We start from the raw sequence: 15,734 nt of genomic DNA on the forward strand, positions 1-15,734 counted from the left end.
TACCGGCCGCCTCAGGCCAGTAATAATTTGTAAAATTTAACTGAGAGTAAAACGCAGGCGCTTCTGTCAGGATACGCGCCTAAGAAAGTTCCTGGTTGCTCTCATTCGATGAAATGGTTTACCAAAAACGCGGTTTTGTTTGCCTGCAAAACCTCTCTTGCCGCGTTTATCGCACTCTCTGTGGCGCTGTTACTTAACTTCGAAAAACCGGCCTGGGCGCTGACCACCGTGTTTGTCACCTCACAACTCTATGCCGCCTCGACCGTCTCGAAATCGCTGTTTCGTCTGATGGGCACGCTGCTCGGCGGCATCTTTATTTTGCTGATCTATCCTGAAACCGTGCAGTCGCCGGTGCTGTTCAGCCTCTGTGTGTCGCTGTGGGTGACGGTCTGCCTGTATCTTTCTCTGCATGACCGCACGCCGAAGAGTTATGTCTTTATGCTGGCGGGTTACAGCGCAGCGATTATGGGCTTTCCTGACGTGGATACGCCGTCGGCGATCATCAACACCGTGATTTCACGTATTGAGGAGATTACGCTGGGGATCCTCTGCAGCACGCTGGTTCACCGGCTGGTGTTTCCGGTGTCGATGCACCATCTGCTGGGGCAGAGCGTCAATCTCTGGTTTCAGAACGCGCGCAAACTCTGTGATGAACTCATCAGCGGGATGGCAAAGAACAAATCGCTGGAGCGGGAGGATATCCTGATCCAGATGGCGGGCTATCCGCTGAATGTTGAAACGCTGCTGACCCACTGCGTCTATGAGGGCGAAGCGGCGCGTAATGTCATCCGTCTGGTCAGCGTGCAGTATCAGCATCTGACCTATCTGCTGCCGACCCTGACCGCGATTGAGGCACGGCTGGGCGTGCTGGCCGAACTGAATATCCGTTTTCCGCAGTGCGTCACCGATGTGTTTCAGGCGTTTCTGCTGTGGCTGCATCATGACCGGATTAATGATATTGCCGGACTGCGTGAGGCGATTGCCGCCAGTCAGGCGACGCTGGAAGAGGAGTGGCGGGCAGGGCGACTGCCAACCGAAGAGAGCCTGCTGCTGATCGGCCTGCTGGAACGGCTGGCTAACTTTGTCCGTATTGCCGATGCCTTTGAGAACGTCAGTGCGCGCGCCGGGGATCTCTATAGCCACGGGGATGGGGCGGCGATCCGCAATATCCGGGAACACCGGCACATCGATAAGGGGCTGCTGAGACTCTCTGCGCTGACGGCGTTTCTGGCGACCTTTCTCTCCAGTCTGTTCTGGATTGGCAGCGGCTGGGCTGACGGCGCAAATGCGCCTCTGATGGCGGCGATCATCAGTTCATTCTTTGCCGGTGTTGACTCCCCGGTAACACCCATGAAACTGTTCGTGAAAGGGGTGATGGTTGCGCTGGTGGTCAGTCTGTTCTATATCGCTTTCCTGATCCCGCAGGCCAATACTTTGCAGGCGCTGATGATCTGTCTGCTGCCGGGTCTGATGCTGCTGAGTCTGATCATCGCTAATCCGGCGACCAATATGGTGGGGCTGAGTGTCGCCATTCAGATCCCTGGCTTTATCGGCCTGAGCCATCACTATGTCCCGAATCTGATCGTCACTCTGAATGCAGCCATCTCATCGATGGTGGGGATTATGTTTGCGGTGGTGCTGACGGCGCTGATCCGTAACAAACGACCGTCCTGGATTGCCAGAAGAGCGGTGCAGCGGGGACTACGCGATCTGTTAGGGTTTATCAAAATGGTGGAGCGCAATTCGGCCACGCTGCTGTCACGCCAGCAGTTTATTGCACGGATGCTCGACAGGGTGAACGTGATTCTGCCGCGCAAACGGCTCGATCCGGTGCCGGATATTGTGGTGGGTGGGTATCTGATTACCGAAACCTGGCTGGGTGCTAACTGCTATGACTTTTACGCACGTCATCGAGAGATGCTGGAAGGGCATCGGATTGAGAGTGGACAGATGTTTCACGAGCTGGCGCTCTATCTGAAACGCAAGATGAAGTCGCTACAGCTAACGCCACATCAGGATTTGCTGGATGAACTGGACCTGTTACTGCTGCGGCTGGAGCCGATTGCGCGACAGGAGAGTGTTGCAGTCGCACCGTTAATCCATCTGTTTAATATTCGTGTTTCTCTGTTTCCACATCAGCGCTGGCCGGAGTAAAGCGTATAAGAGTCGCTGGTGGCGTAGAGAGAGACGTGAACAGCGCCCGGAAGATATAAAGGAAGTGTATTTTAGTTACATCATACATTATCTCTTTATTTAAAACAGAGCAGGCATAGTGCCTGTTTGTGTGGTCTGTCAGTAAAAAAGGCAGGGCTGAGGGGAAGGCAGAGATAACGAAATGGTAATTTAAGCTGACATTGTACCGATTTAAAATCAGTGTGTTGCATACTATTTCCTGTGAGCAAGACACAGATATTATCCTGGGTATTCAGGTACGACGCGCATCCCGCCGCGCCTGAAGCCAGTAATAAGAACAGGGCGCACGTATCTTCAGGCGGGCTAACTGTTTCCCTGTGGCTGGAGCTGATAAATCCACGCGGTGTAATGCTGATTATCCCCGGCAGAGACGCGAACTTCGACGCGATCATAGCCATCTTCAAACGCATCCAGCATCGGCCAGTGCGCATCCAGCTGGTCAGAGACAAACAGATAGCCCGGCACATCGGGGCCATGCTCATCCAGTACGATGCCGGGGAAATCAGCCGCCGCACCCCAGCCACGCTCGTAGAAGGTTCCGTTCACCGAACCGGCCAGCCATTCTCCGCCAATGTTTTCCAGGATATGGGCATTTTCGCGGCCCGGGCAAAGCGTGCCATAGACAAATAAGCGTTTCATTTTCTCTCATCGTGGAATCCGTCGAAGCCAGCAACTTTAACGTGCCGTCATCCGGTTGTCTCGCAGAACCTCGATGCTGCCCGACAGAGTCAGCCAGTAGCAATCCTTGGGTAAATTCTGCCAGCTATCAGACACACCTGATACGCAGAATTCACGTAGCGGCGTCTGTGACAATCGCAAAGTGTGACTTTTGGGTGTTCTGAATGTGTTAGCTGACGGCACTCGCGTGCCATTACTTAAAGACAGTCGCGTAATTAACCGGAATACCCTGGTCATTGATCACCGCATAGCTCACAGAATCCCCGGGTTTCAGCGTGGCGTCACTATTCAGTTGCAGATCGGACTGTGGGGCAATCATCAGGTTTTTTATAGATTGATGACCTTTGGGATTGACGTTCATGCTCATGAACCACGGCGTTGGATTTGTTATCGTGATTTTATTTCCCGACACCGCGAAACGGATCTTTTCCGGATCGATGGTCAGCGGGGCATTAAGTCCTGCAGGCCGGACAAAGATTTTCAGCCGGATTCTCAGCGGCAGCACCACTTTGCGCTCAGCCACGCTTAACGCTTTTTTCAGTGCCGGAATCTGGTAAATATTTAACCAGAAAAGGCTCTCTTTATTTGCGGGTAACGTCTGCCGCGATGTGAGCATCAGACGCAGCGAGCGCATTTCTCCGGGAAACATTTTTACCACCGGCGGAATAACAATAATCGGCGTGATGCTGGCATCAGGTGAAAGGGTAAGGTCACCATCGTCTGTCCAGATTTGCAAAAAAGTTTCGTTCTGGCCGCTGTTAATAACATTAATTGACTGGGTCAGATCCGACGGATTAAAAACGATCCGGGTTTTATCTACATTAACCACCGCCCACACGCTGGTTGAGAGCAGCAGGCCAGATAATACGATGAGATTACTGAAAACTAACCACAACCTGTAATTGTGCATTGACTGTTCCTGCTGTAATCGTTTGTCCACTGATTGCTTCAAGTGAAGCCGTAAAATCGCCACTGTAAATATCGCTGCCGCCTGAAGAGATTTGCGACGTTAGATCTTTATAGGCATACCAGCCACGGCCGTTACCTGTGCCGGTCAGGGTTCTGTCAGGCAGTAAATTCAGCACCATATTATGGCTGTCATAAATCTTTATCCCGACGCCGGCGGCGGCAGCGCTGCTGCCATAATGTGAATCCAGCAGCCAGGTTAATCCGCCGCCAGCAGTCGTCAGTCCCAGATTCCTGGCCTGCGTCACCGCATTTGACTGGTTAACGAGAAAGCCCATCGCGACATTTGCCGAGGTGGTTGTCGAGGTCGAGGTGCCGGATAGGGCACCAGATTCACACTGGATGGTGACGGTAAACGGGGCCTGACTTTTTCCGCCAGCGGCGAGCGTGTTCACGCTTACGGTAGGCAGCAACACCACCGACGGATAATCCAGGACTTCGCACAGCGCACCGCGCACATAGGTGACATTTGAGTAGGTGCTCCATGCGGCAGGCCAGTTACGGTACCAGCCATACCAGTATGAGAGACTGTCCTGACCCACCTTCAGATTATTGGTATCCAGGCCCGGCCCCTTAAAAGCAATATAACCGCGAGGTTGTGTCCAGGTGTCCACATAACGATTACTATTGCTGGCGTAATAGCGGGTAGAATCTATTTTAAACATCTCATACAACACATTGCTGAATGCACTGGCCGGAATATAGATATAGGTACCATCGGAATACCAGTCACTGGCCGTCAGCTGCCGGGCTTTCCAGTAGCGACTATAATACTCACCGGTTGAAAGGTTAGTCAGCCTTACGGCAACGTTGGCGGCCACATCATAATAAGCGCCATCCACTTCAGACGTAATATATTGCCCGGCATAGGGACTGTCGCCATTAGTGGCATACATTTCATACAGACTGTCTGCATCTGCCACGGCGCAGCGATAAAGAATCTGGTTAGCCGAGTAGGAAACATTGCTTGCAGATGTCAGAAAGCTGCCCACTGAACTGGCCAGTAACGTGCCGGAGGGCTGAAAAGTCTTTCCGCTATTGATACTTATCACGGAAGGCAGCCCTACATTACCTGAGCAGGTATCACAGGCGCCGGTCCAGTATGCGGCGGTATAGCCTGCCGCAATCGCGCTCTGAGAAAGGGCGGAGGTGGCGGTGACAACACTGCAATTGGCCCAGGCGGAGATAGTAAACAGTAATAAAAAAACAGGCAGAAGTAATTTTTTGATTCTCACACAATTAACCCTTGCGGCAGACGGCATCCAGGCGAACAATATCCTCATTCACCCGACCGGTTATTTGATAATTAACAAAGCAGGTTTTATTGCCTTTGTATTGCCAGTTGACTTTTAAGGTTCCCGAGTCATGCGGAACACGTGCATATAACTGACCACCCTGACCGATAATCCCTATTACGGTATTATCAGCATCACGAACCTCTGTACCCATTGGCGGAATATCATCATCTTCATTCTTGAGTGCGATCAATACCGCTTTACCCTGCAAGGTGGCGAAATTAATACGTGTAACGGAGCCGGCATAAGGCACAACGCGCTGACTGCCGCCGCTTAATTCAGCATCAGCATTCATATAACGCGTGTCCAGACTGACAGTATTGGCCTGATAAGGGGTCAGTGAAGGCAGGATGGCGTAGCCGAACCGATCAATAACGGCACCCTGTCCATTGCGCACGCTGGCTCCCTGAGCGCCTTCCGCATGAATAAGTGCAAAGGTGTCGCTGGTATAGGGCCCGGCAGTGACGCCGCCAGGGTGGATCAGTAACGTACCAGAGAGCCCTAATCCCGCCTGGCGGTAATTGTCACCCTGACCATAATTCGCTCTGATTCCACCCATACGCGTGTTCTGCTGAACATTTCCGCCGAACGAGGCACGGTAACTACCGCTATTTTGGGTCTGTTCGGCACCCCCATAGAGAGACCAGGAGAGCTGATTATTCTCGCCAGACGAACCAGTCAGAGAGAGAGTAGAATTACGTGTTTCTTTAGACTGATTGTAATTATAAGCAACTGAAGCCGTGTTATTGGCCCAGTTAAGCGGAACCGAAACATTCAGGGCAATAGTATTTTCGGTATATTTCTCCCGCCAGGTGTTATCGCCGTCATCCAGCCTGCCCCCATAACGATCGTAGTTCCAGGTTGTGCGCTGTCGGGCGACGTTGAGGCCATAACTGATGTTTTTCCAGCTGTTGTTATAACCAAGCTGAAGCTGAGTAATACGTGAACGGTTATTATAGTAATCCGCCGTGCTGGCGCTCAGGCTGAGTAAGCCATAATTCTCCATTGACTGACTCAGGGTCACGGAGAAGTTATTACGCTGATGCAGCGTATCTGAGTAGTAACTGATGCCATTGTCCTGCTGACGCCGGACACCCAGCACATCCTGCAGGTCGCGGTAACCGCTGGTTGAATAACGATAAGCCGCCAGCACAAGGTTGGTTCCGGTCGCAAAGGTTTTACTGTAACTCAGCTCGGCGCGCCATCCCGTGGCGTTGCTGTTTTGATCGACCCTGGCATCGGAAAAGATGGTGTTCAATCCCACGGCACCCGCCGAAGAGGTCCAGACACCGCCAAGCAGCCAGGCCTGATAGTCCTGAGCCAGTCGCGAACCCGCTGTTGCAGTCAGGCGGTTACTGATACCGCGCTGCAAAAGCCCCTCGAAGAACGTGTTATTCACCGAGTAGAACTGACGCACCCGGCCTAATGCCAAAGAGTAATGCCAGTTTCCCGGCCTGACCGAGTCAGGAACAGAGGCATAGGGAACGGTAAATGATGACGTTTTTCCATTGGCCTCTGCCACCTCAACATCAAGATCGCCCTGGCTGCGGGTATTATACAAGTCGTTGATAACAAATGGCCCGGGCGCAACGCTGGTCTCATAGATAACGCGATTCAATTGCCGGACGATAACCCGGGCACTGGACGAGGCCATGCCACGAATCTCGGGCGCATAACCACGCCGACTCTGGGGACGCATCCTTTCATCGGTGGTGAGTTTGATACCGTTGTAAGCCAGACTGCCAAACTGTGAGCTCTCTGTGTAGCTGTCGCCTAAGGTCAGCAGACTGTCCAGCGGTTCAATGGGGCGCTGCAGCCAGGTTCTGACGGTAGTGTAGCGAATATCGCTGCCGGTCACGTTATTGTCGACAAACCGGAGATTGCCCTGGTGGCGCAGTTGCCAGTTATCAATATTGGTACCCGCCGTCATACCACTCCAGAGATACTGATACTGGTAGCCGGATGCGGTATTTTTGGTCCAGTTGTAGTTCGTATTGTGCCGGATGAAGAGGGCTGTAATCCCTTTGTCCCATTCGGCGACGGGGATAGTCCCGCGAGGAAGATGGATTAATTCAGCGTCCGGAATCGTTAATTGCAGCCGCAGTGAAGCCTGATCGAATTGCCAGCGCGCTGACGATGACCAGTGATTTAAAGGCTGACAGCCATCGCTGGCTATGGATTTGTTGAGTGACCTGAGACGCAACGATTCTGCCACCGCAGGGGAAAGACAGGGTTCAGCAGGCTGACCATTTTCTTCCGGAAGAAAGGTGAGGGCGACGCCACTTTTAATCAGCTTATTATTAACATAGATATCCACATAATAATTGCCAGGCGTGATATTGTGCTGATTAAATTTATCGATATTCTGACCAAAGGCAGAACCTTTGAACAGCGAAGGATCAAAGTAGTACTCCTCCGCGTGTCCAGACATTGAAAAAGTGAATGATGCACAGAATGGTAAAAAAAGGAGGCAAATATTACCAGGCTGAAATCGGATACTTTTCACTGACTTTTGCTCCCTGGTCATTCATCGCTGAAAGAGAAACCACGCTGTTATTGGATGGAAACTGAATTGCGCTTTTACACCTGACTGTTTTTTTAGAATAAGGGGCAATCATGTCAGCATCGCAGACAATTTCTTTTCCTGCTGTTTTTATTGCAACGTCTGTAAGCGAAAGATACCAGGGCCGAATGTTATTGATCTCAACCCCCTCTTTTTTTATTGCCACCTTTAGTCCTTCGAAAATATTCTCCGGCTGACTAATCCCTTTTGGCCGGTAAAAAATCTTCATCCGGTTACGTAACATTAAAACCATGCTATTACGGCCTGATTCATCCTGAATATTGGCAGGGGGAATCTGCAAAGAATTAAACCAGAAGACTGTCTCACGATCCTGGGGCAATGAGATTTCAGGCATGAACCTGATTCTTAAAACCTGACCGGTAAGAGGCTGAATCCGAAACACCGGGGGTGTCACAATAAAAGGCGCATCACTTTTTTCGCCTGGTTGCGAATCCATATTGCCGTTATCAAACCAGGTCTGAATAACATAAGGAATTCTATCGTTGTTCTTTAACTGAACATCGACGGAGATCGCGTTACCCGGGTAAATTATACGGCTACCAAGAATAGTGACGCTCGCCTGGACTTTATCCGAAATAAACGTGATTAAAAAAATGATAATTACAAATCTTAATGGAAACAACATAATGCGCGAAGCCATATCGAATATTTCAAGCGTGGCGTGCGTATCCGGTTTGCCAGATACGCACGGAAAATATTACTGGTAAGTCACGGCATATTGCAGTGATGCGGTTACCGTCCCTGCAGTGGGTGTGCCTGCGGCGTAGTAGCGGGCAGAGTAGGTGGCTGAGCCTGAAGTTTCACCCGCCTGTAGCGTCATATCGCCGCTGCCGGCGTAACCACTGGTCAGATTGATAACCGCATCCTTTGGATCGAGGATTTGTACTTCAACATTTTTTGCTGTGCCGGTATTGGTTAAGTTACCGGCAGAACTGACATTATTGCCGACAAATACCGTCGAGATTTTCGTCGTCTTAGTGCTGTCACCGGTACAGCCGCTCACGCCCACGGTGAAGGTGGTATCACCCGCAGTCGTGCCAGACGTTGCAAGGTCCGACGTGCTCACCGTTGGTAGCAGAACGACAGGGGATGCATTATTACCGTTTACCGACACTGAACAGGTTTCAGCGGTGACTTCGCCCTGAAAATTGATGGTGTTATCTGAGGCAGCGAATACGCTTCCCGACACCAGTGCAGAACTGACCAAAACAGCAAGACTGCGCGATCTGATTTTCATCTTCATTTAATACTCCTTTATCTTCTTTATGCGGAAAACAATTGATTCAGGCTGATGCCCATTTTCCTGCGAATCGCATCTTTGATGTTATAAACGCGCTTCTTTTCAACACCCATTTCACTGGCAATAATCGTCAGTGAAAGCCCGCTTGCCGCCAGGTCAAGAAACTGAACTTCATCCTGATTGAGTGGATTAACTCTTTTCCTGATTGCAGCTTTCAGGCCGAAATAGCAGCCATTGATTTGTTTACTTATCTCGTCAAGAGACTGGTCTGCACGAATGACAGTTTGTATTCGCAGATCCTCTTTTTGCCAGTACGCCGCAAGCGGTTCCATAAAGCGATCGCTGACGACAATGAGCATTAACCCGGTGTTTTTTAAATACTCAATCCAGTTGCTGTTAGTAAAATACCTGACATTTCCCCTGGAGAAGTCAACGAAGACGCATCCTCTGCAAAAGATACTTTCATATTTTCCAGCCACCATATTCAGCAGTGATGAAGAGAAAAAATGATTTCTTCCGGGCCAGGTGGTAATTTTTTGCAACGGACATCGGTTATAAATGTCTGATGCGCGATGGGCGAGATCACAGCCATATTTGCAAGTGGCGCAGCGAATTTCCTCTCTGGTTATCTTTTTCATAATATTCTGGTGTGGTTGCGAGAGTTGTGATTATTTTATCGATAAAAATCTCCGCATTTCAAGGCGATGAAAATTATCCGCTATTTTGTGCATTCGGATTTTTCTTAAGGAGTAACCTCCATGTCTGGGCGTAAGATTTGTTGAAAATTCGGGACAAAAAAGGATTCCTATCCCTTAGCATCGCTGCGGTACCAGGACTTTTTTGCGTCCATTAGGAATATTTGGCAAATAAGGCCACTTTGATCAATAAAAATTCCGCACTCAGAGCTAAATCTGCGTGAATTTTGATCAGTGCATTTTTTGTATTTAGCAGCCTGCAAGCAGGTGCTGTTAAATAAATACAGGGTTAATTTTTCTTGTGCTGCCTCCTTATTTCATTTTCGATGACGCGAAATTAATCTGGCTTGATAAAATTTGATGTTGATATTTAATCGCTAACAAATCACTTTAATTAAGAAAACTCCTGGTAAAAATTATGTTAATGGAGCCCTCTGGCATAAATATTGATCTAAATCAGTTATTTAGCATACGGATACATCGCTATTTTTAACTATGTCATTAAAAGAAAAGAGAGATAAAGTTATTTTCTGATCGCGGGGCATTATTCAGGTTTTGTATAAAACAATGGATTGTATCGCGTGAACATTTACGCTTTTATTTACTGACACACTGAAATGAAGCGTGAGCACCGGCTTGACAGTCAGGCAGAGCAGGGACTTTTTGCCTCTTGTTTGCGTGACATTGATAGTGCTGAATAAGTCAGCATGCGACTGACCACAAAGTCGTTTCCTGGCAGCAAGGTTACACAGGCTTTTTCGATTGTTTCAGGATTTACGTAGCGATCTGCGGAGTAAACAGAGCGTGATTGTGCATCGGCGTGTTTAAGGCCATTTTTTTAACGTTGCCAATGCGAGAGTATGTGGAGACGCATCTACAGAATTTCTGTGACCATCAGCAAGGGTAATGGCGATAACTTTTGCGTAGCGACGTCATTGTACAAAGGCAAAATGCATTTATCAGATGAAATCGGTGATAACGGTCTGATACATCAGGCGTTCGAACAGACAGCAGTCTCTGAATGAGCCTGAGCAATGCATTCGGTCAGTTGCAGAAGGTAAAACTTGTTGTCGGCCTGCAAATCTCAGGCAGCAGAGAGAACTGATAAGAAGCGCGCGAGAAGTTGTTGCAGAAACTGTGCAGCGAGGAAAGCCAGTAAACTTTATGATCGTCGCGGACCAGAGAGCGTGGCGCTGAATGCTCAGGCGGGTGTCGTGATGCTTTCAGACAGATTTGCTGCAATGTGGCTAACAGCCAGAATCAACAGAAATGGCGCCAGACTTCAGGCCGCAATTATCATGCGCATAATGTATATTATGTTAAATAATGTATTTGATTCCTTCTTTCAGCCTGCATCTCTTCTGGCAGATTTAAATGCCCTGACGAAAAGACGCCTCCCCTAACCTTCGCATGCGAATTATCAGTTAAGCAGCTTAAGATAGAGATCGTAATTCTCTGCATCGAAACAGACTAAGTTAACGTTCTCGAGTGTGCGGTTCTCAGCGATGCAATGTTTAATGACATCTAAGGCAATCGTCGCGGCACGTTCTTTAGGAAAACCATAAATCCCTGTGCTGATATTTGGAAACGAGACCGTTTTAATACCGTGATAGTCGACAAGTTTAAAACAGCTCTGGTAAGCACGTTTCAACAGTGCATCTTCGTCATGTCGTCCATCGCTCCAGCGTGGGCCAACAGTATGGATGACATAATCCGCAGGCAAATTACCTGCGCCAGTTATTACGGCATCACCGACCTTGCACCCACCCTGACGGTTACGGATTAACTGACACTCCGCCAGAATCACAGGTCCGCCTGCACGATGGATTGCACCATCTACACCACCGCCACCCAGCAACGAAGAATTGGCTGCATTAACAATCGCCTCTGCGGAGACCTTAGTGATATCACCCTGAATTACAGTTATTTTTTTCATCTGATCCCACGTTTTTGCTTTCGTTTTATGCCCGAACCTGCAGAGTTAGCCTTTCTTTATTGTCACAACTGAAAATTTGCGCCGTATTCAAATATAGACTGCATCTGGTGAAGCGAGGTTGAGCCAATACAGACGCTTGTGTCAGCAATCCGGGGATGCACAAAGATTTTAAGGGGATGCATTGGCTGCGATCTGTCAATGACGCCAAAAAACGCAGGTTTTCTCAGTCAGAATGAGACAAAAAATAAAAAAAGCCGGAAGGATTATCATCGTCCTTCCGGCACCCTGTTGTAGACATCGATTTATTTTCCTGCCTGCCCCAGGGCTTTATTAATCGCCGACTGCAACATCTCTTCCATCGCACCGCCTGGGTAAATCGTCACCGTCTCTGCAGTCGCACCTGACAGAGGCATAACAATCATTGCTGGCGTTCCCTGAAAACCGGTATTTTTCGCCAGGATATCCGTACGGGACAATGTGCCGAGCATATCATTGCTTTTTAACTTACCGGCACCGGCTGCAGACATTGCCTTGGTGATATCTTTCTGTGTCAGCGCGCCCTCGACATGACCACTGGCAAAAAGCGCATTGTGGTACTTCATATAGGCATCGCCGCCCTTTTGCTGCCAGATTCGTAATCCGGTTTCGGCCGCCTGGAAAGAGGGTTTCCAGCGATAACCAAAAATGGGCCACTCTTTGAAGATAAAGCGTACCTGAGGATTATTTTTCATCAGCGATTGAATGATGGGCGCCTGTCGGGCACAGACGCTGCATTGATAGTCGAAAAATTCTATTACCGCGACTTTTGCGCCCTCCGGCCCGATGGCAGGCACGGTGTTATTATTCAGCAGTTCGTCCTGATGCTGTATGGCTGCTGTGGTCATCGCTTGCATCTGCTCATCATACTGTATTTTCTGCAGTTTCTGATCCACTTCAATCAGTAATTCAGGATGCTTCAACAGATAAGCTTTCGCCAGCTCACCAATACGCGTTTCCTGTTCTGGCGTAAACGGTGGTTCAGCAGCTGGCGTCTGCGAGAATTTTTGTGTGGCATTCCTATCGGTTACTGCTGGCTGTGGCTCACTCTTTTCTGCCACGGAAGCGGCCTCAGCAGACGGATTAACAACCGGTGAAGGCTGATCGATCTCAGGCTGTGGCTGAACCGGCGCAGAAGCCGCAGCTTCCTGCGATACCGGAGCGGCACTGGCTTCTGGCACAGCCGCAACAGATGGCTGCTCTGCCGAACCCGGATTGGATGGCGTTGTTGCCACAGAATCATCCGCTTGCTGCGATGCCTCATGAGTTGCTGTAACGGCTGGCGCTTCAGAACTGGCAGGCTGCTGATCAGGCTGCGAAACAGTAGATGCGGCCGCTTCAGGCTGGATAACGGTATTCACAGCGGAATCAGCAGCCGCTGATTCTGCCGCCATTGCCGTCGAAACGCTGGTAGCACCAGCCAGTAACATCATGGCCAGCGCCAGTTTATTCATTCTCATTGGTTGTCGTCCTGAAGGTGGGATCGCTCACGTGTGATGGCGATGTCGGCAGCGCCGCGCTGGGTATTTTCATTAGTGGGTTCTGTAACTCATTGACTTACGTCATACAAAACCGATTTGAGCCTGCTGCCGCCCTGCTTTATTTGCTGAATTTACAGTGAATTCAAACCGGTGCCTTCGTTTCCTGGTTAGCTATAACCGCACAACTGTTGAGTAACTGATAAATAGAACATTTGTATGATGTAACTAAACTCATCTTTCTCAGAAATTTCATATTTCCCTCGACGAATTATCCCTTTGACCTCAGGCACATTACTCTCTCAGCACTGTCACCCGACCTCAAACAGTCAATAAAGGAAACATTGATGAAAACTTCATATGCTTTGATTGCTACATTACTGATGACCTCTGGCGCATCCGCTATCGCAGCCCAGCCGGCTGCCGCGAAAAACCCGCTGAGCGTGCACGTTCTTAATCTGCAGACTGGCCAGCCAACAGCCGGTATTGAAGTTGAACTGGATCAGAAACAGCAGGATAACTGGGTGAAGCTGGCGTCAGGCGTCACCGATAATAACGGTCGTATCAGCGCCCTGTTCCCGAAGGACAAAACGGCCAGCGCAGGCAGCTACCGTGTCGTATTTAAAACCGGCGACTTCTATAAAAAGAGCAACCAGAAGACCTTCTTCCCTGAGATCCCGGTTGAGTTCAACATGGAAGCGAACGGTGAGCACTACCACATTCCGTTACTGCTGAGCCCGTTTGGTTACTCCACCTATCGCGGCAACTGATGACCGTCCGGCACTCAGGTGCCGGATTCCACCTCTCCCGCGACACGTTCCGGAAAACGGGTCACCAGCCAGTCGATGAAGACCCGTAACCGTTGCGTCACGTGCCGGTTTTGCGGATAGACCAGATGAAACGGATAGCCCGCGGGACGCCAGTCGCGCAGGATCTCCACCATCTCACCCCGCCGCAGAATCGATGACAGCGAATAGCTGAACGTCTGAATAATCCCCAGCCCTGCCAGTCCCGCGGCCAGATGCCCGTTACTCTCATTGACGCCAATGCGATGCGCACTGGTGATCTCAACTTCCTCTCCCTGCCGTTCGAACCGTAGTGGAAAGGGTTTACCGGTTAGCGGTGAAAGATAACTCACCAGCCGGTGCCCGTTACGCAGTTCATCAGGATAGGCAGGCACGCCAGACGCTTTCAGATAGGCGGGTGTCGCGCAGGTGATCAGCGTGGCGTGACCAATCAGTCGGGCGACCAGTGAAGAGTCAGCCAGGGGACCGCCACGGATTACACAGTCAACGTTATCGCTAATCAGGTTAACCGGGCGATCGGAGACGCCAAGGTCGAGCGTAATGTCCGGATAGCGGGCAAAGAAGTCAGGCAACAGCGGGATCAGGATATCCCTCGCGGTCGATCCGCCGATATCGACACGTAAATGCCCGCGCGGCTTACTGCGCAGCGCATTGAAACAGGCATCGATATCCTCCAGATCGTGCAGGATACGCAGTGCCTTCTCATAGTATTCCCGCCCCTCCGGGGTAACGGTCACGCGTCGGGTCGTGCGCTGCAGAAGTCTGATGGAGAGATGCGCTTCCAGCTCCTGAACCAGCTTGCTCAGCGTGGCTTTCGGCATGTTCAGCGAGTCCGCCGCGCGGGTAAAACTGCCGCTTTCCACTACCCGTGAAAAGGCTTTAATCGCCAGCAGCTGATCCATTTATGTCCCCTATTATCCACCAGCATGGATAGTCATTTTCATTTTTGCGGATTTATCCGTCAATCCTGCTCTTTTACAGTAGCCATCAGTCCGGCAGCCCCGCTGACCGGGAAGAGATAAATCTGTTAATGCCACCATTCGGAGAAACGCTAATGAACGCATCACTTGCAGGAAAAATTGCGCTGGTAACAGGCGGAACCAGCGGAATTGGCCTGGCCACCGCACGGGAACTGGCGGCACAGGGCGCGCAGGTGTTTATTACCGGCCGGCGTCAGGCGGAACTGGATGCTGCGGTCGCTGAAATCGGCGGAACCGTCAGCGGTATCCGGGCCGATGCCTCTCAATTGCACGATCTCGACAACGTTTACTCCCGCATTGCGGCGCAGGCCGGACGGCTGGATATTCTGTTTGCCAACGCCGGAGGCGGCGACATGCTGCCGCTGGGCGCGATTACTGAAGAGCACGTTGATCGGATCTTTGGCACCAACGTGCGCGGCGTACTCTTTACTGTGCAGAAAGCCCTGCCTCTGCTGGTTGATGGCGCGTCAGTCATTCTGACCGGATCAACCGCTGCTTCGCAGGGTACAGCGGCCTTTAGCGTCTACAGTGCCAGTAAAGCGGCGGTGCGCAACTTTGCCCGTTCGTGGGCGCTGGATCTGAAAGATCGCGGCATCCGGGTTAATGTCGTCAGTCCCGGTCCGATCCGCACGCCGGGGCTGGGCGATCTGGTCAGTGAAGATCAGCGTCAGGGTTTGTTTGATGCGCTGGCCGCGCAGATACCGCTTGGCCGACTAGGAGAACCGCAGGAAGTGGCCAGAACCGTTGCTTTTCTCGCGTCAGATGCCGCCAGCTTTATCAATGCGACAGAGCTGTTTGTCGATGGCGGAATGGCGCAGGTCTGAGTGCTGATAACAGACCCTGTTGC

Annotated in this window: 13 protein-coding genes; 3 read left to right on the forward strand and 10 right to left on the reverse strand. The window is 50.6% G+C overall.

Features of this window, described 5'->3' with window-relative positions; all coding sequences use genetic code 11:
* Positions 1 to 108: 108 nt before the first annotated feature.
* Positions 109 to 2,154, forward strand: coding sequence for an FUSC family protein (locus tag IV493_RS08675; RefSeq protein ID WP_195858089.1), 2,046 nt, complete (start codon positions 109 to 111; stop codon positions 2,152 to 2,154).
* Positions 2,155 to 2,496: 342 nt separating this feature from the next.
* On the opposite strand, the gene IV493_RS08680 is transcribed toward IV493_RS08675, so the two are convergent.
* The 9 genes from IV493_RS08680 to IV493_RS08720 form a co-directional block, all read right to left on the reverse strand.
* Positions 2,497 to 2,832, reverse strand: a complete 336-nt coding sequence (locus tag IV493_RS08680; protein WP_095707193.1) for a gamma-glutamylcyclotransferase family protein — start codon at positions 2,830 to 2,832, stop codon at positions 2,497 to 2,499.
* A gap of 232 nt (positions 2,833 to 3,064) precedes the next feature.
* Positions 3,065 to 3,844 (reverse strand): fimbrial assembly chaperone, encoded by a 780-nt coding sequence (locus tag IV493_RS08685; RefSeq protein WP_230299994.1) that lies wholly within the window; start codon positions 3,842 to 3,844, stop codon positions 3,065 to 3,067.
* Complete coding sequence (gene stbD, locus IV493_RS08690; protein WP_081917127.1) at positions 3,747 to 5,099, reverse strand: fimbrial usher protein StbD; 1,353 nt, start codon at positions 5,097 to 5,099, stop codon at positions 3,747 to 3,749. The genes IV493_RS08685 and stbD overlap by 98 nt, the downstream gene beginning before the upstream one ends.
* Complete coding sequence (locus IV493_RS08695) at positions 5,077 to 7,563, reverse strand: fimbrial outer membrane usher protein (protein WP_230299995.1); 2,487 nt, start codon at positions 7,561 to 7,563, stop codon at positions 5,077 to 5,079. Before IV493_RS08695 ends, stbD begins: the two co-directional genes overlap by 23 nt.
* 46 nt (positions 7,564 to 7,609) lie before the next feature.
* On the reverse strand, positions 7,610 to 8,356 hold the full coding sequence (locus tag IV493_RS08700; protein ID WP_195858091.1) for a fimbria/pilus periplasmic chaperone: 747 nt from the start codon (positions 8,354 to 8,356) through the stop codon (positions 7,610 to 7,612).
* A 57-nt stretch (positions 8,357 to 8,413) separates the two neighbouring features.
* Positions 8,414 to 8,959: a fimbrial protein gene (locus tag IV493_RS08705; protein ID WP_033783104.1), complete on the reverse strand. Its 546-nt coding sequence runs from the start codon at positions 8,957 to 8,959 to the stop codon at positions 8,414 to 8,416.
* A gap of 20 nt (positions 8,960 to 8,979) precedes the next feature.
* Entirely contained in the window at positions 8,980 to 9,594 is a 615-nt protein-coding gene (locus IV493_RS18560; protein WP_230299996.1) for a LuxR family transcriptional regulator, read from the reverse strand.
* A gap of 1,477 nt (positions 9,595 to 11,071) precedes the next feature.
* A complete protein-coding gene (locus tag IV493_RS08715) occupies positions 11,072 to 11,587 on the reverse strand; it encodes an O-acetyl-ADP-ribose deacetylase (RefSeq protein WP_013357869.1) in 516 nt (171 codons plus the stop codon).
* 302 nt (positions 11,588 to 11,889) lie between these two features.
* Positions 11,890 to 13,083: a thioredoxin domain-containing protein gene (locus IV493_RS08720; protein WP_230299997.1), complete on the reverse strand. Its 1,194-nt coding sequence runs from the start codon at positions 13,081 to 13,083 to the stop codon at positions 11,890 to 11,892.
* Positions 13,084 to 13,448: 365 nt separating this feature from the next.
* On the opposite strand from IV493_RS08720, the gene uraH reads away from it, so the two are divergent.
* Positions 13,449 to 13,871 (forward strand): hydroxyisourate hydrolase, encoded by a 423-nt coding sequence (gene uraH, locus IV493_RS08725; RefSeq protein WP_195858092.1) that lies wholly within the window; start codon positions 13,449 to 13,451, stop codon positions 13,869 to 13,871.
* 14 nt (positions 13,872 to 13,885) lie between these two features.
* On the opposite strand, the gene IV493_RS08730 is transcribed toward uraH, so the two are convergent.
* Positions 13,886 to 14,809 carry a LysR family transcriptional regulator gene (locus IV493_RS08730; RefSeq protein WP_195858093.1) on the reverse strand — a complete coding sequence of 308 codons (924 nt, stop codon included), beginning with the start codon at positions 14,807 to 14,809 and terminating at the stop codon, positions 13,886 to 13,888.
* 152 nt (positions 14,810 to 14,961) lie between these two features.
* On the opposite strand from IV493_RS08730, the gene IV493_RS08735 reads away from it, so the two are divergent.
* A complete protein-coding gene (locus IV493_RS08735; protein ID WP_195858094.1) occupies positions 14,962 to 15,711 on the forward strand; it encodes an SDR family oxidoreductase in 750 nt (249 codons plus the stop codon).
* Positions 15,712 to 15,734 lie beyond the last annotated feature (23 nt).

The sequence above is a fragment of the Pantoea sp. SM3640 genome, assembly GCF_015654165.1.
Classification (GTDB): Bacteria; Pseudomonadota; Gammaproteobacteria; order Enterobacterales; family Enterobacteriaceae; genus Pantoea; species Pantoea vagans.

What these genes read in the sequence shown, in the direction of transcription:
- IV493_RS18560 (WP_230299996.1), bottom strand. Translation starts at nt 9,594, where the DNA reads ATGAAAAAGATAACCAGAGAGGAAATTCGCTGCGCCACTTGCAAATAT.
- stbD (WP_081917127.1), bottom strand. Translation starts at nt 5,099, where the DNA reads ATGCCGTCTGCCGCAAGGGTTAATTGTGTGAGAATCAAAAAATTACTT.
- IV493_RS08735 (WP_195858094.1), top strand. Translation starts at nt 14,962, where the DNA reads ATGAACGCATCACTTGCAGGAAAAATTGCGCTGGTAACAGGCGGAACC.
- IV493_RS08705 (WP_033783104.1), bottom strand. Translation starts at nt 8,959, where the DNA reads ATGAAGATGAAAATCAGATCGCGCAGTCTTGCTGTTTTGGTCAGTTCT.
- IV493_RS08700 (WP_195858091.1), bottom strand. Translation starts at nt 8,356, where the DNA reads ATGGCTTCGCGCATTATGTTGTTTCCATTAAGATTTGTAATTATCATT.
- IV493_RS08675 (WP_195858089.1), top strand. Translation starts at nt 109, where the DNA reads ATGAAATGGTTTACCAAAAACGCGGTTTTGTTTGCCTGCAAAACCTCT.
- IV493_RS08720 (WP_230299997.1), bottom strand. Translation starts at nt 13,083, where the DNA reads ATGAGAATGAATAAACTGGCGCTGGCCATGATGTTACTGGCTGGTGCT.
- uraH (WP_195858092.1), top strand. Translation starts at nt 13,449, where the DNA reads ATGAAAACTTCATATGCTTTGATTGCTACATTACTGATGACCTCTGGC.
- IV493_RS08730 (WP_195858093.1), bottom strand. Translation starts at nt 14,809, where the DNA reads ATGGATCAGCTGCTGGCGATTAAAGCCTTTTCACGGGTAGTGGAAAGC.
- IV493_RS08680 (WP_095707193.1), bottom strand. Translation starts at nt 2,832, where the DNA reads ATGAAACGCTTATTTGTCTATGGCACGCTTTGCCCGGGCCGCGAAAAT.
- IV493_RS08715 (WP_013357869.1), bottom strand. Translation starts at nt 11,587, where the DNA reads ATGAAAAAAATAACTGTAATTCAGGGTGATATCACTAAGGTCTCCGCA.
- IV493_RS08695 (WP_230299995.1), bottom strand. Translation starts at nt 7,563, where the DNA reads ATGTCTGGACACGCGGAGGAGTACTACTTTGATCCTTCGCTGTTCAAA.